We start from the raw sequence: 22033 nt of genomic DNA, 5'->3' as shown, positions 1-22033 counted from the left end.
ACATGACATTGCGAGAGGGCCGTGCGGGCGGAGCGTGCAACGGACGCGCGGGGGCACAAGAACCGCACGACGAACCCGAAGGGATGGGGAAAAGATGGAGGTCTCGGGCATCATCAGCGCGATCCTCATCGGCATCGTGATCGGCGTGCTGGGCCGCCTCGCCCTACCGGGGCGCCAGCACATCGGGGTGCTGTGGACGATCGTGGTCGGCATCGCGGCGGCGCTGATCGGCTCCGCCCTCGCCGGAGCGTTCGGGGTGCGCAGCACGGACGGGCCGGACTGGATCGAGTGGCTGATCCAGATCGCACTCGCCGCGGTGGGCGTGGCGGTGCTGGACCGCAGTCGCGCCACCCGCTGAGGCGCGGCGCCGGTCAGGCGAGAAGGGCGGGGAGGGCACGGGCCCTCCCCGCCCTTCGCCGTGCCCGCCGCCTCGGGCGGGACGTCACGTCCTCCCCCTCCTGGCCGGACGTCCCTGTACCTCGGGCGGGACGCCCTCCCCCCCCCCTCACGGCCGGATGTCCACGCGCCTCGGGCGGGGCCCTGACCTCGGTGCGGTGTCCGTCCACGTACCTCGATGCGGTGTCTGCGTCGTACCCCCGGGCGGGTCGCGTGGACGGGCGGAGGGCGCGCGGCGCACCTATCGTGGGCTGCGGCCGTCCACCCCAGGAGGCTCGCATGCAGGGACCGTGTTCCATACGCGTCGCGGCCAAGGCGGCCGCGCTGGCCGTGCTCTGTGCGGCACTGCCCGCCGCTCCCGCCGCGGCGAAGACCGACGGGGCCGATCCGCCGCACCGCCTGAAGCGCTTCTACGACCAGCGCGTCGTCTGGCACTCCTGCGACGCCGAGGAGGCGCCGCTGGACCTGCAGTGCTCGGCCGTCGCCGTGCCCCTGGACTACGCCCGCCCGGGCCGCGGCTCGATCCGGCTGGCGCTGGCCCGTTTCCGGTCCACCGCGGACCGTCCCCGCGGGTCGCTGGTCCTCAACTTCGGTGGCCCCGGTGGTGAGGGCGTCGGCCGGCTGGCCATGGCGGGCAAGGACTTCATGCCGCTGGCCGAGGAGTACGACGTGGTCACCTTCGACCCCCGTGGGGTGGGCCGGTCCTCCCCGGTGACCTGTGGCGAGGCCGCGTACTCCGGCTCCCCCGGCCCCTCGGGCCCGCCGCCCGGCTTCCCCGGCTCTCTCGGCTCCCCCGGATCGCCGCGGGACGACGCGCGCGGCGAAGCCCGGGAGGGCGAGGCCGGGAACGAGGCACGCGACGACGCCGAGGACGACGGGCCGGACGCGAGCGCCTCGCCCGACCGGGTCGCCGACGGCGATCCCCACCCCTACCTGCGTCGGCTCCGCGAGGTCGCCGAGGCCTGTGCGGCGAGTTCCGGCCCGGTGCTGGAGCACATGGGCACCGTGGACGCGGCCCGGGACATGGACGTCATCCGCCACGCCCTCGGCGACCGCCGCCTGAATTACCTCGGCTTCTCCTACGGCACCCGGCTCGGCGCGGTCTACGCGGCCCAGTTCCCGCGCCGGGTGGGCCGGTTCGTCCTGGACGGCGTCGACACCCTCACCGAGCCGCCCGTCGAGCAGGCCCGGGCCGGCGCGGCGGGACAGCAGGCGGCCCTGGAGCGCTTCCTGGCCTGGTGCGTGCGCGACATCGCCTGCCCCTTCGGCCGCGACGCCCGCACCGCGCCCCGCCAGGTGGAACGCCTGGTCGACACCCTGGACGCGCATCCCGTGCCCACGGCCGGAGGCCTCGGTTTCAGCGGTCAGGAGCTGGTGGCCGCCCTCGGTCAGGCGCTGTACAGCCGCGCCCTGTGGCCGCCGCTGGAGAGGGCGGTGTCCGATCTGGTGGAGTACGGCGACCCGCGGGGTCTCCAGGGGTTCACCCAGGGCGCCTTCGCCCCGCCGGTGTTCGGCCCCGACGCGCCGCGGCGGCCCGAGCAGCCGGTGCCGCTGGACAACCCGCCGGCCGCCCTGCTGGCCGTCAACTGCGCCGACGCCCCCGAGCGCCCGTCCGCGGAACGGATCGCGGCCGGCCTGGACGCCATGCGGGCCTCCTACGAGAAGGCGTCCCCGGTCTTCGGCCGCTACCGGCTGGCCGAGGCGCTGATGTGCTACGGCCGGCCCGCCGGAACCGACTTCGTCCGGGAGAAGGTCCGTGACCTCAAGACGCCCCGGATGCTCCTGGTCGGCACCCGCGGCGATCCCGCCACGCCGTACCGGTGGACGGTCGAGACGGCACGGCGGCTGGGCTCCTCCGCGGTGGTCCTGGACAACCGCGGAGAGGGGCACACGGGCTACGGATCGTCACGCTGCGTACAACGGACCGTGGAGGCTTTCCTCGTCCATGGCGAGCTGAAGGGCGGTTCCTGCCCCGCGGAGGACCCCGAAACGGGAGACTGACATTCCGCCAGCACACCAGTGCTAATCACCAACTCCCCATGCCACAAGAGGCGTTGGTCCCGTTTCTCTGGGCAGAAGGTCCCGGAAGACTCTGGCATATGCCAGAAGCACCACTCCATCGAGTGTTGCCATTCCCCTTACAGGCAGTGGCCGGCTGTGCAAGAGTCGTATCCGGTTCACCGACCGGCCCCGGCCGTACCATCTCCTCGACACCGGAGTTCGTCATGCCGTCCCATCTGTCCGCGGATCACTCCGCCGGCCCCTCGCCCCGCGGCGACGGCCCGGTGGAGGCGCTCATCACGCGGACGCGGCAGCTCAGGACGGACATGGACGCGGTCCGCCGCGACGTCGAGAGCGACGGCACGAATCCCGCGGACCGGTGGCAGCGCGCGCTCTACGACCTCGCGCTGCACCACCTGGAGGACCTCGACGAACATCTGGCGCAACTCCGCGAGGGCCCTCCGCCCGCGGCCGGTTCCCCCGAGGCGTTGCCCGCCTCGCCGGCCGCGGGCGACGCCGGGGCGGCTTCGGCCCCCGGCCGGATCGGCAGCGCGGAGTGGGAACTGCTGACCGACGAGGTCCGCTGGTCCGCCGAGTTCTACGAGATCCTCGGCATGGACCCCACCGCCCAGGCCCTGACCCTCGACGAGCTGCCCTCGCTGGTGCTCGACGAGGACCGGCCCCGGCTGACCGTCATGGTGACGGACTGCCTGGTCGACGGCCGGCCGATCGACGGCGAGTTCCGGATCACGCGTCCGGGCGACGGCACGGTGCGGTCCGTGCACATGAAGGGCGAGCCCGTGCTCGACGCCGACGGCAACACCGCCTCCATGTGGGCGGTGCTGCGTGACGTCAGCGAACTGCGCCGTCACCGGCGGGCGGTGAGCGAGACCCGTGACTCGCTCGGCCGCCCCCGGCCGGCCCGGTCCGGGCAGGGGCTCGTGGTCGAGCCGCAGGAAGCCTTGCTCCCCCCGTGGCACGGCTCCCTGCGGCTCCCGCGACAGGGCGGGCCCGGCTCGCTGGAGCTCGCGGCGCACCGGCTGCCGCCCGCCTCCCCCGACGCGCCCGCGGGCGGCGACTGGTACGACGCCTGCGAGCTGCCCGACGGCGAGACCCTCATCGGCTTCGGCACGCTCATGGGCGAACCGTCCGCGGTGGCCTCGGGCACGGCCATGCTGATCGGCGGCCTGCGGGGCATGGCCCTCGCAGGGGCGGCCCCCGGGCAGCTGACCGCCTGGCTGGGCGACCTGCTGAGCACCGCCCGGACCGCGTCCGGTGCGCCGTCGCTCCGCGGCCCCGCTCTGTGCTGCCGCTACCGGGCACCCGACAGGACGCTCAACTGGGCCGGCGGTCCCGCCCCGGTGCTGTTCCGGGACGGGACGGCGCGGGCACTCCGCTCCCCCGCCGGACAGGCAGGGACACGGCAGCGGCTGGAGGCGGGAGACCTGCTGGTCCTCCACACGACAGCACTGCTCGACGCCCCGGACGGCGAGCGCCGGCTGACCGGGCTGGCGGAGAGCCTCCCCGAGGAACCGTCCGCGCAGGGCGTGGTGCGGATACTGGCGGAGGAGTTCGGCGGCGACCTCCGCGACGACGCGGCAGGCTTCCTGGTGGCCCGGGTACGGGACTGAGGGACAGGCCCGACGACCCGCTCCGCGCACGACGAAGCCCCGCCCGGCGCACCACGAGATACGGCGCCGCGCACAGCCCCGGCGTCCACGACCACAGCACCCGGCCGTACGACGGTCCCCGGCGCGCGCCACCGCCGGCGCACACCGCTCCTGCCACCCCTGAACCCACCCCTGAACGACGCACGCCCGTGGCGCATGCCGCTGCGGGGAGCCACTGTCACTGAGGGGGTGTCCCCACCCCCTCAGACCGCCGTGCCGCTCCCCGGCCGCTTGGGCTTGGGCAGGGCGAGCTGGATCTCCTCCCGCAGCTCCTCGATCTTCGGGTAGCTCGCGTACTGGCCCGTCAGGCGGTACATCTGCCGCAGCCGGTCCCAGGTACGGTGCGAGGAGTTGTTCCCCATCGACACCAGGGCCAGCCGCGCGTACCGGTCCGCCTGCTCGGGATCGTCGGCGATGAAGCAGGCCGAGGCCATGGAGAGCCAGTCGAAGATCTTCGAGCGCTCGCGGCCGTTCGCCCTGAGGTCCAGGGCCTGCTTGGCGTGGTTCTGGGCCAGCGCCGCCGCGGAGGGCTCGTGCTCGGCGAGGGTGCGGTAGGCGAGCGCCTCCATGCCGTGCAGGTCGGCCTCGTCGAACATCTGCATCCAGCTGGGCGGAGCCACGTCACCCTTGTCGGAGACGAAGAGGTCCTCGGCCTGCCCCAGGGTGCGGCGCATGGCCTGACCCTTGCCCATGGACGCCTGCGCCCACGCCTCGATGGTGTGCAGCATCGCCCTGGTCCGGGGCAGGACCTCCTCCCCCGCGCCGGACTTGGCCAGCTTCATCAGGTCCAGGGCGTCGTCGGGCCGGCCCAGGTGGACCATCTGACGGGCCGCCCGGGAGAGCGCCTCACCGGCGCGCGGCCGGTCACCGCCCTCGCGCGCGGCGTGGGCCGCGATGATGAAGTACTTCTGGGCGGTGGGCTCCAGGCCCACGTCGTGCGACATCCAGCCCGCCAGGACGGCCAGGTTGGCGGCGACGCCCCACAGCCGACGCTGCAGGTGGTCGGGGTGGTGGTAGGAGAGCATGCCGCCCACCTCGTTCAACTGACCCACCACCGCCTTGCGTTGGAGGCCGCCTCCGCGCGAGGCGTCCCAGGCCCGGAAGACCTCGACGGAGCGTTCGAGCTCCTCGACCTCCTCGGAGCCCACAGGGGCCGCCTCGTACCGGTCGAACCCTGCCGGGTCCACCCGCAGCAGTTCGTCGGTGCCGGGTTGTTCGGCCGTCGGGGCCGGGTCCGTGTTCAGCCACTGGTGCATGGCGCTGTGCAGCGCCGATCCTGCGGTGAGCGCGACGCCCGCGCCCACCAAGCCGCGTCGGTTGAGCATGAGGTCCATTCCCGTGAATTCGGTGAGGACCGCAGCCGTCCGCTCGGGCGCCCACGGCAGACCGTCGGGATTCTCCTCGCCGCGCTGCCGTTTCCCCGTTCGCCCTTGCCGGACCAGTCCGAGATCCTCGATGGTCACGACACGACCGAGACGCTCGGTGAACAGAGCCGCCAGCACCCTCGGCACCGGATCGCGGGGAATCTCCCCCATGTCGATCCAGCGCCTCACCCGGGAGGTGTCGGTCGCCAGCTGCGGGTGGCCCATGGCCGCCGCCTGCCGGTTGACCAGCCTCGCGAGTTCGCCCTTGGTCCAGCCGACCAGGCCGAACACGTCCGCCAGGCGGGTGTTGGGTTGTCCGCTCACGTCAAGCCCCCAGGTTCTCGGCTGACTTGACATTAACGCGGGCCAAAGTGCCAAGCGACTATTCGCCAGGGTTCGCCAGGGGTCGCCAGTTGTCAGCCACGCCCCTGGTTGCGGTGGAGTAGAAGTGCGCCATCCCGCCCCGGTTCCTCACGGGGGCTCTCCCCAGGGTGCTCCCCGGGGGCCGGGGCGGATGGTGCGGTACCTCTCCTTGGCACACGAAGGGAACCGTCTCCCATGTACGCAGTGTCGTCCTCCGTGTCCGCCCCGCTCCGGCCGCAGACCCGCCCGGGCGCCGGCCCCTTTCTCGATCCGACCCGCCCGGTGCAGCCCTCGGGCCCCAGGCTGCGGCGGATGCCGCCCCAGGGCAGCGGGACGCTCAGCGGACGGCTCGACCTGTCGGGTCCGCAGGGCGCGCAGCTGCGGACCGCCGTCGCCTCCGTGCACCGCATCTGCCCCGAGTTCGCCCCCGTCCAGGTGCTGCGGCGCACAGGACGTTCCGTGCTCCTGGTCGGGACGACAGGGCGCACCAACGCGGTCGCCAAGGTTTTACTGGACGACTCGCCGGCCTGGGCCGAGCGGATCAGGCACGAGATAGCTGCATACCGGTCCTTCGTGCGGCACCGGCCCCCCGTGCGGGTGCCGAGGCTGATCGCGGCGGATCCGGACAACTGCACGCTGGTCATCGAGCGCATGCCGGGGCGGGCCGCCGCGTTGCACCGGCACCCGGCGGAGACCCCGCCGCGGGCCGACGTGCGGGCGGCGCTGGGCGCGATCTGCCGGCTCAACGCCTGGCGGCCTCCGGCGGGCACCTTCTCCGCGCCGCTGGACTACGCGGCGCGGATCAACCGGTACCACGCGCTGGGCCTGCTCACCGACCGCGACCTGGGGGACCTGCAGAAGCTGCTGCACGGCATCGCGCACTCGTCGGGCAGGCAGGGGATGGGGCAGTTCTGCCACGGTGACGCCCTGCTCTCCAACATCCTCGTCTCACCGACGGGGCCGGTGCTGGTGGACTGGGAGCACGCCGGCTGGTACCTGCCGGGCTACGACCTGGCGACGCTGTGGACGGTGCTGGGAGACGCGCCGGACCTGCGACGCCAGATCAGCCAGCTGGCTCAGCAGCAGGGCCCGGCGGCCCGGGACGCCTTCCTGGTCAACCTGATGCTGATCCTGACCCGGGAGATCCGTACCTACGAGACGGCCGTCCAGCGCACGATGCAGGACATCGCGCCCGCGCCGACGGCGGCCCCGGCAGGCGCGATCCCCACCGGGGAGGAGCAGCGGCTGCTGCTGCGGCGGCTGCACGACGACGCCCAGATGGCGCGGCGGGCGGTGCGGGCGGCGGTGGGCACCCGCTGACGCGGATGTCGGCGCCGCAGTGACGCCTCGGGGCCCGGTTCGCCGGGCCCCGAGGCGTTCCCCGGTCGCTCCGGCGCCCCGTGTGGGAGGGTGCGGACCACCCGACACAACTTCGTTGCATGCGCACGTCATTGACGGGGCGGCAGGATACCGATATCCCTGACGCACATCCGCCCCGCTCACCCCGTACGCGTACAGCAGTCCCCGGGAGGACGCTTTGCGAGGATCCGCCACCGCCCCCACTCCCCCGCCGAAGGCCGGGCGTCCGTCACGCCGGCGCACGGCCGGAGCCGTCGCCGCGGCGGCCCTGCTGCTGCCCCTGCTGGGGGCCGCACCCGGGGCCCAGGCCGCGGAGGGGCCGCTGAGCGACGCGTTCGCCCGGGCCGCCGCCGAGTACGAGGTACCGCGGAGCGTGCTGCTGGGCGTCTCCTACCTGGAGTCCCGCTGGGACGCGCACGCCGGGCTGCCCAGTGTCTCAGGCGGCTACGGCCCGATGCACCTCACCGATCTGTCCGGCGCCCTGGCCGAGGCGCCGCACCACAGCGACGGCGCGGAGGATCCACGCGGTGACGAGGCACGGCCGCTGGTGGTCCCGGAGGCCGCGGGCGCCGAGGCGCCCGCGGCGTCGGAGCTCCCCGCGCGCCTGCGCACACTGGGCGCGGCCGCCGAGCTCACCGGGCTGCCGGCCGACGAGCTGCGGGTGGACCCGGCGGCGAACGTGGAGGGTGGCGCGGCCCTGCTCGCGCGGACCCAGCGGGAGCTGGGGCAGCCCTTCAGCGAGGATCCGGCCGACTGGTACGCCGCGGTCGCCCGGTACTCCGGCGCGCAGGACAGCGCGACGGCCGCGATGTTCGCCCAGGACGTGTTCTCGGTGATCTCGGCCGGCCAGGAGCGGGTGACCGACACCGGCGAGCGGATCGTGCTGACGGCCGACCCGCGGGCGGTGGCGGACCCGGCGCAGCTGGAGCGGGCTGGACTGCGGAAGCTGGACCAGGACGGGACGGAGTGCCCCGCGACGCTGGCCTGCGAGTGGATCCCGGCGCCCTACGAGCACCTCGGCGGCGACGACCCGGGCAACTACGGCAACCACGACCTGGCGAACCGCCCCGAGGACCAGTCGATCGACTACATCGTGGTCCACTCCACCGAGGCGACCTGGGACACCACGCTGATGCTGGTCCAGCGCCCGAACTACCTGGCGTGGCACTACTCGATCCGTTCCTCCGACGGTCATGTCGCCCAGCACGTGAAGGCTCAAGACGTCGGCTGGCACGCGGGCAACTGGTATGTGAACGCGCACTCGATCGGTGTGGAGCAGGAGGCGTTCCTGGCGCAGCCGGACGCCTGGTTCACGGAGTCGCTGTACCGTTCCTCCGCCCGCCTGGTGAAGTACCTGGCGAAGGAGCACGACGTGCCGCTGGACCGGCAGCACATCCTGAGCCACGACGCGATCCCCGGGGTGACCGCCGCCAACGTCCCCGGCATGCACACCGACCCCGGCCCGTACTGGGACTGGGCGCACTACTTCCAGCTGATGGGCGCGTCCTTCCACCAGAACGCGAACCCGCACGACGACGTGGTGACGATCCGGCCCGACTACGCGTCCAACCAGCCGGTCTACACCGGCTGCGAGCGCGCCGGGGTGGCCTGCGCGCCGCACGGCTCCAGCGAGGTGCGGCTGTACTCGGCCCCGTCCGAGGACGCTCCGCTGGTGAAGGACATCGGCCTGTACCCGAAGAACGAGGGCCGGACCACGATCGGGGTCAACGACGTGGGCGCCCGCGCCTCGACCGGTCAGCAGTACGTGGTGGCGGAGCGGGCCGGCGACTGGACGGCGATCTGGTACCTGGGGCAGAAGGCCTGGTTCCGCAACCCGGCGGAGCAGCGGACGGCGGTCCCGACGAAGGGCCTGGTGGTGACCCCGAAGGCCGGGCGCGAGTCGGTGCCGGTGTACGGGCGTGCCTACCCGGAGGCGTCGGCCTACCCGGCGGGCGTCCCGGTGCAGGCGCTGGCCCCGCTGCCCTACCGTTTCGAGGCCGGCCAGCGGTACGTGGCGGGTGACCGGTTCCACCCGGAGTACTTCTGGAACACGACGTACGGCGGCCGGGGCACCGTGGTGCGCGGGCAGGACGACTACTACCAGATCCAGCTGGGGCACCGGGTGGCCTTCGTGAAGGCCTCCGACGTGGACGTCGTCGCACCGTGACGCGTCTGCCGTGACCCACGCGCCGTGAGCGGCGCGCGGGTCACGGCGCGGACGCGGAAGGGGCCGGACCACCTCGGTGGTCCGGCCCCTTCGTACGCCGGTCGTGCCGCGCCGGCCGCCGGTCGCTCAGCCCTGGCGGAACAGCTCGGCGGGCAGCGGCTTGAGGAGCGCGTAGAGGTCCTCGGTGATCGGGCGGTCCCAGGAGGCGATGGTGACCAGGACGTTGTCACTGCGGTCGAACTGCACGCAGGAGATCCGGCTCTCGGAGAGCTTGAGGCGGCGGACCACGAGAAGGTTGTCGCCCTGGAGCACCGGGACGTCCTCGGAGCCGACGACGGTGACCTCCTCGTCGTTCTCCAGGGCCAGCAGCAGCTGGGCCACCTCGAACGGCACCTCGTCCTCGGTGACGTCACGGGCGGGCGAGCCCTCGGGCAGGTTCCCGATGATCATCGCGGGTCCGCGGTTGCCGAACAGGTCGTAGCGGAGGAAGACGCCCTGGCAGCTGCCGTCGGGCGCGGGCAGCAGACCGGCGCCGAGGTTGCCGGGCCAGTCGCCCGGGTCCATGGCCAGTACGTCGAAGTCGGGCCCGGCGGGCGTGGCGCTGCGGCGGCGGAGGAACGACATGCCGCAATGGTACGTGGCCCGCCGGGCTTCACGGTGTGCGGGAGTTCACTCCCGGCCGGTGCCCTCGTCCGCGGGGTGGGCGGTTTCTCCCTGCGGGTGCGGGACCACCACGGCCACCGGTGAGGCGGCGTGCAGCAGGACCGCCTGGGTGACCGAGCCGACCATCCGGGTCGGGACCAGCAGCCGCCTCTGGTGGCGGCCGACCACGACCAGCTCGGCGTCCCGGGAGTGGGCGACCAGGCGGCCGGCCGCGTCCCCGCCGTCCACCGCGAGGTCGACCTCGACGCGGGGGTGCCGCTCGCGGAGCGGGGCGAGCCGTTCCTCGGCGAGCGTCCGCGTCTCGGCGGCCACGCTCGCCTCCTCGATCACCGGCAGTGAGAACTCTCCGGGCACCGCCCACATCTGCGGGGGCCAGGGGTAGACGGCGACGGCCTGCAGACGCACGCGGCGCAGCTCGGCCTCCGCGAAGGCGAACTCCAGGGCTGCGTCGCCGGCGTGGTCGACGCCGAGGCCGACGACGACCCGGGGTCCGACGGAGGCGTCGGCGAGCTCCTGCGGGACCTGGCGTCCGGGTCGCGGGACGACCACCACCGGGCAGTGGGCGTCACGGGCGGCGGCGATGCCGGTGGAGCCGAGCAGCAGGCTGGCGAAGCCGCCGCGGCCCCGGGAGCCGACGACCAGCAGGGAGCCCTCGGTGCTGACCTCGGCCAGGACGCTCCCGGGGCTGCCGACCCGGCTCAGGTATTCGACGTCGGGCCGACCGCCCGCGCGCTGTTCGATCCGGGCGCGCACCTGGTCCAGGACGGGGTCGTCGGCGGTGTCCACCGCGACGAACTCGGGGGGCGCCCAGGCCGGGTACTGGCGCACGTGCAGCACCCGTAGGGGCACGCCCCGCATCAGCGCGGTCAGCACCGCCCATTCCAGGGCCCGCAGGCTGTCTTCCGATCCGTCGACCGCCGCGATGACCGGCAGGGTCATGTGGTCCCTCACCTCCGGAGTTCGGCATTCCACTGTGTCCGCCCAGCCTCGCCCAGCGGGCGGGGCCGTTGCGGGAAGCGGTGGCCGAGTGTCCGGAATTCGCGGCGGAAACCCTCGTGCGGCCCTCCGGGGCGGGATCGGGGCCTGCCGGGCGGCCTCAGGTCAGGTCGAACTCGCCCTTGCGGGTGTCCGAGACGAAGACGCCCCACTCGTCGGGGGTGAAGATCAGGGACGGACTCTCGGGCCGGCGGCTGTTGCGCATCGCGATGAATCCCTCGACGAAGGCGATCTGGACGTCTCCGTGTCCGCGGCTGCTGGAGCGCCATTCGGCCTGGCTGAGGTCGAGGTGCTCCGGCTTGTCCCATCCGGTGCGCCGCTGCTGCTGGGTGGTGCTGTCGGCCACGTCCGTGCTCCTCCCGTTGGGGTCGGCGGTCAGCCTACCGACCGGTCGGGGTCGCCGACAGGCCCCGTGCCGCGGCGGGCGCGGCACGGGGCGCCGGTTCAGGCGCCGGCCGCGCCGTGGCGATCGCGCAGTTCGCGCTTGAGGATCTTCCCGCTGGCGTTGCGCGGCAGTTCGTCGACGAGGACGACGCGCTTGGGCGCCTTGAAGGACGCCAGCCGCTCCTTGGCGTGGGCCACGAGGTCCTCCTCGGTGACCTCGCCCCTGCGCACCACGAAGGCGGTGACGGCCTCGATCCAGCGGGCGTCGGGCAGGCCGACGACGGCCACCTCGGCTACCTCGGGGTGCGTGTAGAGGGCGTCCTCCACCTGCCGGGAGGCGACCAGCACCCCGCCGGAGTTGATCACGTCCTTCACCCGGTCGACGATGGTGTGGTAGCCGTCCGCGTCGCGCACGGCCAGGTCGCCGGAGTGGAACCAGCCGTCGCGGAAGGCGTCCTGGGTCTCCTCGGGCTTGTCCCAGTAGCCCTCGCACAGTTGCGGGGAGCGGTAGACGACCTCGCCGGGGGTGCCGTCGGGGACGTCCTTGCCGTTCTCGTCGACGACACGGGCCTCGACGAAGAGGACGGGGCGGCCGCAGGAGTCCATCCGGCCCTCGTGCTCGTCGGGTCCGAGCACCATGGCGAGGGGGCCGATCTCGCTCTGCCCGAAGCAGTTGAAGAAGGCCAGGCCGGGGAGGCGTTCCCGCAGCCGCTCGAGGACCGGCACGGGCATGACGGAGGCACCGTAGAAGGCCTTGCGCAGCGCGCCGAGGTCGCGGGTGGCGAAGTCGGGGCGGTTGGCGAGGGCGATCCAGACCGTGGGCGGGGCGAACACGCTGTCGGCGCGGCCCGTTTCGATCAGGTCGAAGAGGCGGTCGCCGTCGGGCGCGTCGAGGATGGTGTTCCGGGCGCCCACGGCGAGGTAGGGCAGCAGGAAGACGTGCATCTGCGCCGAGTGGTAGAGCGGCAGCGCGTGCACGGGCCGGTCCTCGGCGCTCAGGCCGAGCGCGGTGACGGCGCTCAAGTACTCGTGGACCAGGGCGCGGTGGGTCATCATCGCGCCCTTGGGCAGTGCGGTGGTGCCCGAGGTGTAGAGGAGCTGGACCAGGTCCTCGGCGTGCGGACCGGGGCCGTCGTAGGGGGCGGTGGAGGCGAGGCGGCCGAGCAGCGAGTCGTCCGCGTCGCGCAGGGCGAGGACGGGCACGTCCTGCGGGAGGCGTCCGGCGAGCGCGGGGTCGGCGAGGAGAAGGGCGCTGCCCGACTGCCCCAGCAGGTACGTCAGGTCGTCGCCGGTGAGGTTCTGGTTGACCGGCACGTGGACCAGGCCGGCCCGGGCGCAGGCGAGGTAACCGATCAGGTAGGCGTCGGAGTTGTGGCCGTAGGAGGCGACGCGGTCCCCGGGCCGCAGCCCGTGCGAGCGCAGCACGGCGGCCGCGCGGGAGACCGCGTCGTCGAGTTCCGCGTAGGTCCACGACCGGTCCGCGTAGTCGACCGCGGTCCGGTCCGGGGTGCGGCGCGCGCTGCGGCGCAGGACGGCGTCGACGGTACTGGCGTTGCCGCTGCCGGCGGTGGTTCGGCTCATGGCGCCGATCCTGCGCGCGGGCTGCGGCGCAGGTCAAGAGGGCCGGTGGGCACACGAAGGGCCCGCCGGCTCCGGCACCGCTCGGGGAGCGGGGGCCGCGCCGACGGGCCGCGGGCCAGGACTTCGGCCCTCGCGCCGTCCGGTGGGTCAGCCCTTGAACACCGCCTTCTGCACCTCGTTGGGACCGTCGAAGCTGTCCTGGCGGAGGCTTTCGAGCTTCTCGACCAGGGAGCCGTCGGCGTGGTTGCTCCGGGCACGGTCGACGAGGGACTTCTTGTCCGTCGGACAGTCCATGCCGCTGAGGGCCTTTTGCAGGGCGATCGGATTCGGGTCGGCCATGGTGTGCCTCCGGGGGAGGTGGTCCTGTCCGGGAACTGCGGGCCCGCGCCAGGCGGGCGGGCGTGGCGAGCTACTTCGGGCCCGCGCTAGGCGGCGAGCGTGGCGAGGAACTCCGTGCACGCCTCGGCGCACAGGCGGCATGCCTTGGCCGCCTCCTCCGCCCCGGGGCAGGCGTCGAAGACCTCGGCGCACTCCAGGCACACGGTGCGGCACCACTCCACCTGCATCCGCAGCCCGGCCTCGTCCAGTCCGGTCTGCTCGGACAGCACGCGGCAGGTCGCGTCGCACACCTCGGCGCACATGATGCCCTTGCGCCGGGCGCGGTCCTGCGCCTCGGTGCCGTCCGGATCCATGAACCCCGCGCGCAGGGCGCAGGCCCTCGCACACTCGGTGCAGGCCTGCGCGCAGGCGAACCGGTCCTCCAGGAACCGGTACAGCTCGTCCTGGGATGCGCTCGTCACGTGGCCCGAGTTGCCCCCGTCCGCGGTGTCAAACGCCTGGCCCCGGGCACCCGGCGTCCAGGGAACCGACGGGTCCAGGAGACCGACGGAGGAAGGAGTGGTCCGCTTGCCCGGCCGTGAGGAACTGCCGTCCACCGTGGAGCGCTCCTCCGAGGAGGCCCGGCGCACCTGGGTCAAGGCGCACGACTCCGCCGTCGACGAGTACGGCGAGGAGGAGCGGGCCCACCGGGTGGCGTACGGGGCGCTGAAGCACACCCACGAGAAGGTCGGCGACCACTGGGAACGCAAGGAGGGCGGCCGCAAGGGCCCCTCCGACTCCCGGTCGGCGCGGCCGCGCGGGCAGGGCGGGCGCAGCGCCGAGGGGGTGGACGAGGCCGCGACCAAGGAGCACCTCCACGGGCCGGCGCGGCGGCTGGAGATCCCCGGCCGGTCGCGCATGTCGCGGCCCGAGCCGCTCGACGCGATCCGCCGGGCGAACCGCTCGCGGACCCGCGCCGCACGAGAAGGCGAATGACCGACGCACCGGCAGCAGACACGACGCGTATCGGTTCATATCAACCGATTGAGGGTAGATAGTGACCATGAGCTATGAATGGGTGGATTTCGCTCTGGAAGAGGGACAGATCGGCGGCCTCGCTCCGTTCATCCTCGGCGCGATCGTGGCCGCGGCGCTGATCGGCGCGGTCGTCTTCGGCTGGCGGGTCCGTCAGCGTGAGCCGCGCAGGCCGACGCCGGAGGAGCAGCCCAAGATGCCTCCCGGCGGTCCGGTGCGGGAGGACCGTTCGACCCGGGACGCGGACGACATTCCCCGCACGGACCACGACCGGCTCACGCCGCACCAGCTCGACCAGCAGGGCACCGTCCCCTCCGAGAAGGAGCCGCCGCGCCCGCGCTGGAACGAGGGCAGCAGCGGGGGCTTCGGCAGCGGGGGCGGCGGCCACCGCTGACGCGGGGCCGATGTCCCGCCGTACGTTCACGCGGGAAGCGAGTGAGTGATCATGGACCGTTCCGGCCGCGAGGGCCTTCCCCTGTCCGACTACGACCAGCTGCCGCTCGGCTCCCTGGAGAGCCGGATCCGCTCGCTGACGTCGGACCAGGTGGAGAAGCTGCTCACCCACGAGAAGGAGCACGCCCACCGGGTGCCCGCCACCCAGGTGCTCTCCGCCCGGCTGGATCAGCTCCGCGACGGCGCCGAGCCGACGGCGGGCGACCCGTCCGGGCTCCGTCCGGAGACCGGCGGCACGCCGGGCGGCTCTCCGGTGTCACCGCGGACCTCGGCCCAGCCTTTCAGTCCGCCGCCGCACGGCACCCCCGATCAGCGCGGCAAGCCGAAGGGCGACCGTTTCTGATCACGCCGCACTCCCCTCACCCGAAGGGCCCCGGGCTCCCCCGCCCGGGGCCCTTCGGCACGTCCGGGCGCCGGCGGCCCTGCGGGGTCCCGGCGTCGTCGGGCTCGGCGACGCGGTAGCCCACCCCCGGTGTCGTCAGGACGACCGGCGGGCCGCCCAGCTTGCGCCGCAGCCGGCCGACGGTGACGGCCACCGTGTTGGTGAAGGGGTCGGCGTTCTCGTCCCAGACCCGTTCCAGCAGGTTCTCGGCGCTCAGGAAGCCGGGCCGCGCGTGCAGCAGCGCCTCGAGCACGGCGAACTCCTTCACGGACAGCTCCACGGGGTGTCCGTCGCGCACGACGGTCCGGCGCACCGGGTCGAGCTCGAGGCCCGCGGCGCGCAGCACGCGGGCCCGGGCGCCCGGCCGGCGGCGGGCCAGGGACCGGACACGCAGGACCAGCTCGGGAAAGTGGAAGGGTTTGGCGAGGTAGTCGTCGGCGCCCAGGGTCAGGCCGCTGACCCGGTCGCCGGGCTCCCCTGCGGCGGTCAGCATGAGCACCATGGCGCGGTCGTCACGTACGGTGATCATCTGGCAGAGCGTGTCGCCGTGGATGCCGGGCAGGTCTCGGTCGAGGAGCACCACGTCGTAGGTGTTGAGGTCGAGCTTGGCGGCGGCGGCGAGTCCGTCGCATGCGACGTCGACGGCCATCCCCTGGTCCCGCAGCCCTTCGGCGACGACCTCGGCGAGCGATCGGGCGTCCTCCACCAGCAGGATCCTCACCGGGTCACGCTCCGGTAAACGGCCGCGGCCGCCGGCAGCGTCACCGTGACCCGCAGACCGCCCTCCGGCCTGGCCAGCAGATCGAGGCGCCCGCCGTGCGCGGCCACGATCGCGGCGACGATCGACAGGCCCAGTCCCGAACTCCCCTCCGGCCCCGTCCGGTCCGCGCCCAGCCGTTCGAACGGCTGGGCCAGCCGGTCCACCCGCCCCTGGTCGAGGACCCTCCCGCCGGTGACGACCACCAGCCGCACCTGTCCGCCGTGGTCCTCCGTGCTCAGCCGGACCAGGCCGCCCCGGTGGTTGTGGATGATCGCGTTGTCGACCAGGTTCTCCACCATCCGGGTCAGCAGGGCGGCGCTGCCGGTGGTGCAGGCGTCCGGCCGTGTCCCGTCCTCGACCGTCAGCTCCTTCGCGGCGAGTCCACCGGCCCGGGCGCTCAGCGCCTCCCGCGCCAGTTCGCCGAGCGGGACCGGGGTCGCGTCGGCGAGGGCCCCGGTCGTCGCGTGCTGTGCCCGGGCCAGGATCAGGAGGCCGTCCAGCAGGTGGTCGACCCGGTCCAGCTCGGCCCGTACCCGCTCGGCGAGCGCGACGGTCTCCGCGGCGGGCGCCGGTTTGGCGACGGCGACGTCCAGCGACGCGCGCATCGTGGCCAGCGGGGTGCGCAGTTCGTGCGAGGCGTTGCCGGTGAAGCGGCGCTGCGCGAGGAACGAGGCCTCGAGGCGGGCCAGGAGACCGTCGACGGTGTCGGCGAGCTCCTTGACCTCGTCTGCCGGTCCGGTCACGGCGAGCCGCTGGTGCAGGTTCTCCGCGGAGATCCGCCGGGTCGCGGCGGTGATCAGGCGCAGCGGGCGCAGGACCCGTGCGGCAAGGATCCGGCCGAGCAGGAGCGAGACGCCCGCCGTCACCGCCAGCGCGATCAGCGATCCGACCAGCAGCTGGTGGTCGCGCTGTGCGTGCACCTCGGCCAGGCGGCCCTGCAGGTCCCCCACGAGCTGCTCGGCGGCGGGGCCCGACAGCCGGCCCGGGGGCGGTCCGGCGGCGACGGTGCTGTCCCGTACGCCCGACATCAGGTTGGTGAGGGCGATCAGCACCGTCCCGGAGCCGAGGAAGGCGGCGGTGTAGAGGACGGTGAAACGCCGTTCGACGGTCGATCCCCGAAGCCGCTGGTACATGTCGTCGTCCCCCTCGCGTCCGGCCGGCCCCACTATGCCCCGCCGCGCCTAACAGCAGCATGACAAGGACGGTTCGGCCCCCGTTATGGCCGCGCCCGTAGAACCGGTCCATGACTGCGAACCAGAAGTGTCTCCGTCGGGAGTGGGCCGCGTTCGGGCGTCCGGCACGGTGGGCGGCCCTGGCGCTCTGCGTCCTGGTCGTCGTCGCCTGCGGGCTGCTGCCGGCCTTCGGCAGCCGCGTCTCCTGCGACGACCCGTGTCCGGCGCGGCCCACCGGGCCGGACGGCTCCCCCGTCGACGACCAGTTCTCCTTCCTGCACCGCGACCTGGGCGAGCGGGGCAGCATCACCGTCCGGATGACGGGCATGACCGGGACGATCACCTATCCGCCGCCGGACCACGACCGGATCGTCCCGGGTCTGGCGCCCTGGGCGAAGGCGGGGATCATCGTCAAGGACGGCGTGCGGCAGGGATCCCCCTATGCGGCGCTGATGCTCTCCGGCCACCACGGCGTGCGGATGCAGCACGGTTACCGGCACGACGTCGCGGGCCGCGCGGGTGGCGTCTCGGCCACCTCTCCCCGCTGGCTGCGGCTGACGCGGGCGGGCGACACCGTCACCGGCTTCGAGTCGCCGGACGGCGAACGGTGGACCAGGGTCGGCGCCGTACGACTGCCAGGGCTGCCCTCCACCGTGCAGGTGGGTCTGTTCGCGGCCTCCCCCGGCGATCTGACGCTGCGGCCCGCCGGGCTGGGCGGCACCACGCAACAGGTGCGTTTCACCCAGGCGTCCGGCGTCTTCGACCACGTCGGTCTGGAGGGCGCCACCGCGGGCGGCTGGCGGTGGGACGCCGTCGGCGAGATGAACCGGACCGACTGGGAGAAGTACCACCTGCCGTCCGGGGCGGTGGAAAGGGGCGGCCGGATCACCGTGACCGGCATCGGCGACATCGGGCCGCGCGACACCGAGGGGGCCCGGCCGGCGGAGCGGACGCTCGTCGGGCTGCCGCTCGGGCTGCTGGTGTTGCTGGTCGTGGCGGTGCGGTTCGCCGCCTCCCGCGACGGCGGCACACCGCTCGTGCGCCGGGTCCTGGCGGCCAGGGCTGCGGTCGTCGGCGCCGTCACGTTCGTCACCGGGCTGCTCGCGGTGGGCGTGGTCCTGCCGCTCGGCGTGGCGGTCCTGGAGAGCAACGGCGTCGCCGTCCCGGCGGTGTCCGCGTCCACGGAGGTGCGGGTCGTCGTCGCCACGGCCGCGGCCCTGGCCCTGGCGGCCGTGTTCACGGTGGCGCTCGGCTCCCTGCTGCGGCGCACCTGGCTCGCGCTGGGCGCCGCGGTCCTGACGATCGTGGTCCCGTACCTGGTGGCGTCCGTCCCGCTGCTGTCCGACGAGGTGTCACGGTGGCTGCTGCGGGTCACGCCCGCCGCGGGCTTCGCCGCGCAGCAGACCCTGGTCGAGCATCGCCATGTGATCGCGCACTACGCGCCCGCCACGGGGTACTTCCCGCTGCCGTGGTGGGCCGGCCTCGCCGTGCTCGCCGCGTACGCGGTGGCGTCCCTGTGGCTCGCGGCGCGCCGGCTCCCGCGGGGCTCGGAGGACGCGGCCCACGAGTCCGTGGGCGCGCCGGGGACCCCTGTCGGGGCGTGACCCGGGGGCGGGGCGTCCGGGTCAGGCGGCCTCGGCGGCGCCGAGGTCCTCGCCGGGTTCCCGGCCGCCGTGGCGGGCCTTCGGACGGACCAGGAGGGCGGCGGCCACCAGGGCGAGGGTGGCCGCCCCCGAGGCTGCCAGTACGGTGCGCGGTCCGAGAGCGGCGGTGAGCGGACCGCCGAGCGCGGCGCCCGTCGGGGAGGACGCCAGCAGGGCGGCGCCCCGCACGGCGAGCACGGTGGTCAGCCACGCCGCGGGGGTGCGGTCCTGGAAGAGGGTGAAGGACAGTGCGGTGAACGGGCCGTAGATCAGGCCGCCGAGCGCGAAGCAGGTGACCGTGACGGCGGGCGGCGCTCCGAAGCCGAACGGCAGGAGCACGGCTCCCCAACCGGCGACGATGCCGAGTGCCGTGGGCCACAGCGGCAGTCTCCGCAGCATTCCGGCGGCGAGCGAGCCGAGCACCGCTCCGGCGCTGAAGAGCGTCCAGTACAGGCCGAGGAGGTGCGGGCCCTGGTGCAGGTCCTCGGTGACGTGCAGCGGGAGGGCCACCTCGACGGGGCCGTAGAGGAAGAAGAAGGACCAGGTGAGGACCAGGATGCCCAGCAGCTCGGGCCGTTGCCGGAAGAGGCCGAGGACGGCGAAGGGCTTGCCGCCGGGGCCGCCCGACGGGCCGGCGGCGTCCGCCCCGCCCGCCCGGCCCGGCCCGCCTGGTCGGCCCGTCCCGCCCGGCCGCTCGTCGGCAGCGCCGTCGGGGCGGACCCTGACCGCGCCGATCGCGAGGACGGCGAAGGTCAGCGCGTCGATGCCGATGATCCAGGCGGGGCTCAAGGCGGTGATCAGCACACCGGCCAGGGCGGGCCCGAACACCATGGCGGCCGAGGCGCTGGAGCTGACCAGGGCGTTGGCGGCGAGCCGCCGTTCGGGCGCCAGGAGGGAGGCGAGCAGCGTGTACTTGCCCGCGCTGCCCCAGGCGTGCAGCAGGGAGGAGGCGGCCAGCAGCACCACGTACAGCCAGGGGGTGAGCACGCCGAGCACCCACGCCAGGGGCACGCAGGCGAGCATGACCGCCCGCAGCGCGGCGTCGGCGAACAGCAGTCGCCGGGCGGGGAAGGCGCGCATCCACCGTCCGAGCACCAGCGCGCCGACGGCTCCGGGCAGCGCGTAGGCGGCGACCGCGGTGCCGACGTAGAGCCCGCGGTTCCCGTCGGGCGCCAGCAGGACGGCGAGCCACGGCACGGTCACCACGGCCATCCCGTCGCCGAAGTCGGACGCGGCGAAGGCGAACAGCAGCCGTCTGAACGGCCGGTGCGCGAACAGGGGTCGGTAGGCCGGGGGCAGCTTGGGCAGCCTGGCCCGGCCGGTTCCAGGTGCGGTCACCGGGACAGCTTCACGCCAGGAGTGCGAGGGAAGTCAAGACTGTGTCGGTTCGGTGACGCGATCAGGCCACCACGACGCAGCCGCGCCGCTCCAGGGCGACGGCCACCGGGTCGTCACGGGGGTCGACGACGAGATCGTTCCACCGCAGGTCGAGTTTCTCCAGGGAGGGGAGTTCGGTCAGCCACGGTGGCAGGCGGACGATCCGGTTGCCCCGCAGGTCGAGGGTGCGCAGCAGGGGCAGGCCGACGAGCGGGGCGGGGACCTCGGGGAGCAGGTTGTCGCGCAGCTCGAGGTGCCTCAGCTCGCTCAACCGGGAGGAGGAGGCGGGGAGTCCGGTGAGGCGGTTGCCCTTGAGCCACAGTTCCCGCAGGTTCGCGAGGTCGCCGATCCGCTCGGGGAGCGCGGTCAACGCATTGTGCTGAGCCCGCAGTTCCACCAGGGCGGCCATGCGGGTGAGGGAGTCGGGCAGTTCGGTCAGGCGGTTGTCGCCGACGTTGACGAGCCGCAGCGCGGTCAGCCGGCCCAGTTCGCGGGGCAGGCGGGTCAGGCGGTTGTCGTGGAGGTAGAGGCAGCCGGTGAGTTCGGTCAAGTCGCCCAGCTCGACGGGGAGTTCGGTGAGCGCGTTGTGGCCCAGGTCGAGCGTGGTGAGCTGTCGGAGCCCGCCGACGGCGGGCGACAGCTCGGTGAGGGCGTTGTCGGCGAGGATCAGCACGCGCAGCTCGCGCCGGTCCCAGACGGACTCCGGCACCGCGCCGAGACGCCGGCGCCACAGGTTCAGCGTGCTCAGAGCCGCTCCTCGAGGAAGCGTTCCAGCTGGCCGATCAGGTCGTCGGCCTCGCCGAGGGGAACGCTGCGGTCGGTGACGACGGAGTGGCCGTCGTGCTCCAGGGTGTAGACGAACATGTCGCGGGCGCCCTCGTCGACGCTGCGGGGCGGGAGCGCGGCGAAGTCGACCTTCTCCAGCAGGCCCCGCAGCCGGTCGCGGTCCACGCCGTTGAGCGGGTCGGCCTCGCGGACGCCCTCCTTGCGGTCGCTGATCTCCACGGTGCCGTCGGTGGACGCCAGGATGGAGCGGCGGACGCCGGCGATCCCGCCGGAGACGGTGAGGCGGACGGTCTCGGGCCGCTCGCTCGGCGTCGCCCCGTCACCGCCCTGCTCCCCCGGCTCACTCGGCGCTTGCCCCGACGGCGCCGTCGCTCCCGGCGAGGGCGGGAGGGACGACCCGTCCGGCTGGGACGCCTCCACCGACCCGCAGGCGGCCAGCAGCAGGCAGGTGGCGGCCAGCAGGGCGGGGCCACGGCCTCGCATCCGGTACGGCATGTCGGACTCCTTCCGCCTGGCAGGTCCAGGTCTCACACGGTAGCCGCCCCCTCGTCCCCCGGCTCCCGGACCGCGCAGTCGTGGACGAAGAGCACCCGCCGGGGTGCGAGGGCGGCGATCCTGTCCATCCATGGACGGCGGGGAGGCAGAGGAGGTTCCGTGCCTCGATGGCCGGTCCGGCGTCCGTGCCGTCGAGGGCCGGTCCGGCGTCCGTGCCGCGCGGCGCGGTCAAGGGGTGGTGGCGGGCGCGCCGAGTCCGTGCAGGACGCGGGCGCGCAGGAGTTCGTACTCCTCGCGGCAGCGGCGGATCTCCGCGGGGCGGGCGATCACCCGGCCGCCGGTGACGGTCTCGTGGGGGCCGAACTGCTCGCGGGTGAGGTCGATCTCCACGCCCGCGCCGAGGCGGTTCCACCAGTGGTAGTCGGTCCACCGGCCGTCGGCGTGGACCTCCCCGCGGATCAGCTCGCCGCCCAGCAGGTCGTGGAGGACCAGCGCGGTGACGCCGCACTGGTCGCGGGCCGGATTGTCCGGGCGCCAGTGCGGCCGGTACTCGGGGGTGCACGTCTCGGCGCTCCAACTGGCGCGGATCGCCTGCTCGACGTCGGTCAGCAGCAACGGACTCATGCTCCCGATGCTGCCGCACCCCACCGACAACGCCGGGCGTCCCG

At 73.9% G+C, this 22033-nt stretch carries 22 protein-coding genes; 9 read left to right on the top strand and 13 right to left on the bottom strand.

Translation table 11 applies throughout. From position 1 onward, the window contains the following. The first annotated feature begins 94 nt into the window (after nucleotides 1-94). The 3 genes from ACFRAV_RS06140 to ACFRAV_RS06130 all read left to right on the top strand — a co-directional run bounded on the left by ACFRAV_RS06140 (nucleotide 95) and on the right by ACFRAV_RS06130 (nucleotide 4028). The gene (locus tag ACFRAV_RS06140) at nucleotides 95-358 is read left to right on the top strand and encodes a GlsB/YeaQ/YmgE family stress response membrane protein (protein ID WP_382552060.1); all 264 of its coding nucleotides are present in this window, start codon (nucleotides 95-97) and stop codon (nucleotides 356-358) included. 317 nt (nucleotides 359-675) lie between these two features. Continuing rightward, nucleotides 676-2397: an alpha/beta hydrolase gene (locus ACFRAV_RS06135; protein ID WP_382552058.1), complete on the top strand. Its 1722-nt coding sequence runs from the start codon at nucleotides 676-678 to the stop codon at nucleotides 2395-2397. A 224-nt stretch (nucleotides 2398-2621) separates the two neighbouring features. Next, nucleotides 2622-4028 carry a PP2C family protein-serine/threonine phosphatase gene (locus ACFRAV_RS06130; protein ID WP_382552056.1) on the top strand — a complete coding sequence of 469 codons (1407 nt, stop codon included), beginning with the start codon at nucleotides 2622-2624 and terminating at the stop codon, nucleotides 4026-4028. Between the two features lie 242 nt (nucleotides 4029-4270). Here ACFRAV_RS06130 and ACFRAV_RS06125 read toward each other — a convergent pair whose 3' ends face one another. After that, nucleotides 4271-5755 (bottom strand): hypothetical protein, encoded by a 1485-nt coding sequence (locus tag ACFRAV_RS06125; RefSeq protein WP_382552053.1) that lies wholly within the window; start codon nucleotides 5753-5755, stop codon nucleotides 4271-4273. A gap of 234 nt (nucleotides 5756-5989) precedes the next feature. Here ACFRAV_RS06125 and ACFRAV_RS06120 point away from each other — a divergent pair, with 234 nt between their 5' ends. Beyond that, a complete protein-coding gene (locus tag ACFRAV_RS06120) occupies nucleotides 5990-7114 on the top strand; it encodes an aminoglycoside phosphotransferase family protein (protein ID WP_382552051.1) in 1125 nt (374 codons plus the stop codon). A gap of 217 nt (nucleotides 7115-7331) precedes the next feature. Next, nucleotides 7332-9320: an N-acetylmuramoyl-L-alanine amidase gene (locus ACFRAV_RS06115; RefSeq protein WP_382552049.1), complete on the top strand. Its 1989-nt coding sequence runs from the start codon at nucleotides 7332-7334 to the stop codon at nucleotides 9318-9320. Between the two features lie 126 nt (nucleotides 9321-9446). Here ACFRAV_RS06115 and ACFRAV_RS06110 read toward each other — a convergent pair whose 3' ends face one another. The 6 genes from ACFRAV_RS06110 to ACFRAV_RS06085 all read right to left on the bottom strand — a co-directional run bounded on the left by ACFRAV_RS06110 (nucleotide 9447) and on the right by ACFRAV_RS06085 (nucleotide 13744). After that, on the bottom strand, nucleotides 9447-9944 hold the full coding sequence (locus tag ACFRAV_RS06110; RefSeq protein WP_351115973.1) for a hypothetical protein: 498 nt from the start codon (nucleotides 9942-9944) through the stop codon (nucleotides 9447-9449). Between the two features lie 45 nt (nucleotides 9945-9989). Beyond that, nucleotides 9990-10922, bottom strand: coding sequence for a universal stress protein (locus ACFRAV_RS06105; protein ID WP_382552047.1), 933 nt, complete (start codon nucleotides 10920-10922; stop codon nucleotides 9990-9992). 157 nt (nucleotides 10923-11079) lie between these two features. After that, complete coding sequence (locus tag ACFRAV_RS06100; protein ID WP_382552045.1) at nucleotides 11080-11325, bottom strand: DUF397 domain-containing protein; 246 nt, start codon at nucleotides 11323-11325, stop codon at nucleotides 11080-11082. Nucleotides 11326-11423: 98 nt separating this feature from the next. Continuing rightward, nucleotides 11424-12944: a fatty acyl-CoA synthetase gene (locus ACFRAV_RS06095; RefSeq protein WP_382552043.1), complete on the bottom strand. Its 1521-nt coding sequence runs from the start codon at nucleotides 12942-12944 to the stop codon at nucleotides 11424-11426. Nucleotides 12945-13091: 147 nt separating this feature from the next. Further along, complete coding sequence (locus ACFRAV_RS06090; protein ID WP_382552041.1) at nucleotides 13092-13283, bottom strand: DUF2795 domain-containing protein; 192 nt, start codon at nucleotides 13281-13283, stop codon at nucleotides 13092-13094. A gap of 86 nt (nucleotides 13284-13369) precedes the next feature. Further along, nucleotides 13370-13744 carry a ferredoxin gene (locus tag ACFRAV_RS06085; RefSeq protein WP_108955763.1) on the bottom strand — a complete coding sequence of 125 codons (375 nt, stop codon included), beginning with the start codon at nucleotides 13742-13744 and terminating at the stop codon, nucleotides 13370-13372. Nucleotides 13745-13850: 106 nt separating this feature from the next. Between ACFRAV_RS06085 and ACFRAV_RS06080 the strand changes: the two genes are divergently transcribed. The 3 genes from ACFRAV_RS06080 (at nucleotide 13851) to ACFRAV_RS06070 (ending at nucleotide 15093) form a co-directional block, all read left to right on the top strand. Then, complete coding sequence (locus tag ACFRAV_RS06080) at nucleotides 13851-14258, top strand: ChaB family protein (RefSeq protein WP_382552039.1); 408 nt, start codon at nucleotides 13851-13853, stop codon at nucleotides 14256-14258. Nucleotides 14259-14325: 67 nt separating this feature from the next. Then, entirely contained in the window at nucleotides 14326-14691 is a 366-nt protein-coding gene (locus ACFRAV_RS06075) for a DUF6479 family protein (protein ID WP_382552038.1), read from the top strand. A gap of 51 nt (nucleotides 14692-14742) precedes the next feature. Further along, nucleotides 14743-15093, top strand: coding sequence for a hypothetical protein (locus ACFRAV_RS06070; RefSeq protein WP_382552036.1), 351 nt, complete (start codon nucleotides 14743-14745; stop codon nucleotides 15091-15093). Between the two features lie 16 nt (nucleotides 15094-15109). Here ACFRAV_RS06070 and ACFRAV_RS06065 read toward each other — a convergent pair whose 3' ends face one another. Both ACFRAV_RS06065 and ACFRAV_RS06060 read right to left on the bottom strand, forming a co-directional pair. Beyond that, the gene (locus ACFRAV_RS06065; protein WP_382552034.1) at nucleotides 15110-15853 is read right to left on the bottom strand and encodes a response regulator transcription factor; all 744 of its coding nucleotides are present in this window, start codon (nucleotides 15851-15853) and stop codon (nucleotides 15110-15112) included. Then, nucleotides 15850-17025 (bottom strand): sensor histidine kinase, encoded by a 1176-nt coding sequence (locus ACFRAV_RS06060; RefSeq protein WP_382552033.1) that lies wholly within the window; start codon nucleotides 17023-17025, stop codon nucleotides 15850-15852. Before ACFRAV_RS06060 ends, ACFRAV_RS06065 begins: the two co-directional genes overlap by 4 nt. 110 nt (nucleotides 17026-17135) lie before the next feature. On the opposite strand from ACFRAV_RS06060, the gene ACFRAV_RS06055 reads away from it, so the two are divergent. Next, on the top strand, nucleotides 17136-18668 hold the full coding sequence (locus ACFRAV_RS06055; protein WP_382552031.1) for a hypothetical protein: 1533 nt from the start codon (nucleotides 17136-17138) through the stop codon (nucleotides 18666-18668). A 21-nt stretch (nucleotides 18669-18689) separates the two neighbouring features. Here ACFRAV_RS06055 and ACFRAV_RS06050 read toward each other — a convergent pair whose 3' ends face one another. The 4 genes from ACFRAV_RS06050 to ACFRAV_RS06035 form a co-directional block, all read right to left on the bottom strand. Then, nucleotides 18690-20045, bottom strand: coding sequence for an MFS transporter (locus ACFRAV_RS06050; protein ID WP_382552029.1), 1356 nt, complete (start codon nucleotides 20043-20045; stop codon nucleotides 18690-18692). 61 nt (nucleotides 20046-20106) lie between these two features. After that, a complete protein-coding gene (locus ACFRAV_RS06045; RefSeq protein ID WP_382552027.1) occupies nucleotides 20107-20793 on the bottom strand; it encodes a leucine-rich repeat domain-containing protein in 687 nt (228 codons plus the stop codon). A 35-nt stretch (nucleotides 20794-20828) separates the two neighbouring features. Next, nucleotides 20829-21365: a hypothetical protein gene (locus tag ACFRAV_RS06040; protein WP_382552025.1), complete on the bottom strand. Its 537-nt coding sequence runs from the start codon at nucleotides 21363-21365 to the stop codon at nucleotides 20829-20831. Between the two features lie 228 nt (nucleotides 21366-21593). Continuing rightward, nucleotides 21594-21989 carry a hypothetical protein gene (locus ACFRAV_RS06035; RefSeq protein ID WP_382552023.1) on the bottom strand — a complete coding sequence of 132 codons (396 nt, stop codon included), beginning with the start codon at nucleotides 21987-21989 and terminating at the stop codon, nucleotides 21594-21596. Nucleotides 21990-22033: the final 44 nt, after the last annotated feature.

It is taken from the genome of Streptomyces sp. NPDC056600 (assembly GCF_042792855.1).
Lineage (GTDB): Bacteria > Actinomycetota > Actinomycetes > Streptomycetales > Streptomycetaceae > Streptomyces.
The sequence above is the reverse complement of the archived record's forward strand: the minus strand, read 5'-3'. Positions and strand labels throughout refer to the sequence as shown.

What these genes read in the sequence shown, in the direction of transcription:
- ACFRAV_RS06140 (WP_382552060.1), top strand. Translation starts at nt 95, where the DNA reads ATGGAGGTCTCGGGCATCATCAGCGCGATCCTCATCGGCATCGTGATC.
- ACFRAV_RS06135 (WP_382552058.1), top strand. Translation starts at nt 676, where the DNA reads ATGCAGGGACCGTGTTCCATACGCGTCGCGGCCAAGGCGGCCGCGCTG.
- ACFRAV_RS06130 (WP_382552056.1), top strand. Translation starts at nt 2,622, where the DNA reads ATGCCGTCCCATCTGTCCGCGGATCACTCCGCCGGCCCCTCGCCCCGC.
- ACFRAV_RS06120 (WP_382552051.1), top strand. Translation starts at nt 5,990, where the DNA reads ATGTACGCAGTGTCGTCCTCCGTGTCCGCCCCGCTCCGGCCGCAGACC.
- ACFRAV_RS06110 (WP_351115973.1), bottom strand. Translation starts at nt 9,944, where the DNA reads ATGTCGTTCCTCCGCCGCCGCAGCGCCACGCCCGCCGGGCCCGACTTC.
- ACFRAV_RS06105 (WP_382552047.1), bottom strand. Translation starts at nt 10,922, where the DNA reads ATGACCCTGCCGGTCATCGCGGCGGTCGACGGATCGGAAGACAGCCTG.
- ACFRAV_RS06095 (WP_382552043.1), bottom strand. Translation starts at nt 12,944, where the DNA reads ATGAGCCGAACCACCGCCGGCAGCGGCAACGCCAGTACCGTCGACGCC.
- ACFRAV_RS06090 (WP_382552041.1), bottom strand. Translation starts at nt 13,283, where the DNA reads ATGGCCGACCCGAATCCGATCGCCCTGCAAAAGGCCCTCAGCGGCATG.
- ACFRAV_RS06075 (WP_382552038.1), top strand. Translation starts at nt 14,326, where the DNA reads ATGAGCTATGAATGGGTGGATTTCGCTCTGGAAGAGGGACAGATCGGC.
- ACFRAV_RS06070 (WP_382552036.1), top strand. Translation starts at nt 14,743, where the DNA reads ATGGACCGTTCCGGCCGCGAGGGCCTTCCCCTGTCCGACTACGACCAG.
- ACFRAV_RS06060 (WP_382552033.1), bottom strand. Translation starts at nt 17,025, where the DNA reads ATGTACCAGCGGCTTCGGGGATCGACCGTCGAACGGCGTTTCACCGTC.
- ACFRAV_RS06055 (WP_382552031.1), top strand. Translation starts at nt 17,136, where the DNA reads ATGACTGCGAACCAGAAGTGTCTCCGTCGGGAGTGGGCCGCGTTCGGG.
- ACFRAV_RS06040 (WP_382552025.1), bottom strand. Translation starts at nt 21,365, where the DNA reads ATGCCGTACCGGATGCGAGGCCGTGGCCCCGCCCTGCTGGCCGCCACC.
- ACFRAV_RS06035 (WP_382552023.1), bottom strand. Translation starts at nt 21,989, where the DNA reads ATGAGTCCGTTGCTGCTGACCGACGTCGAGCAGGCGATCCGCGCCAGT.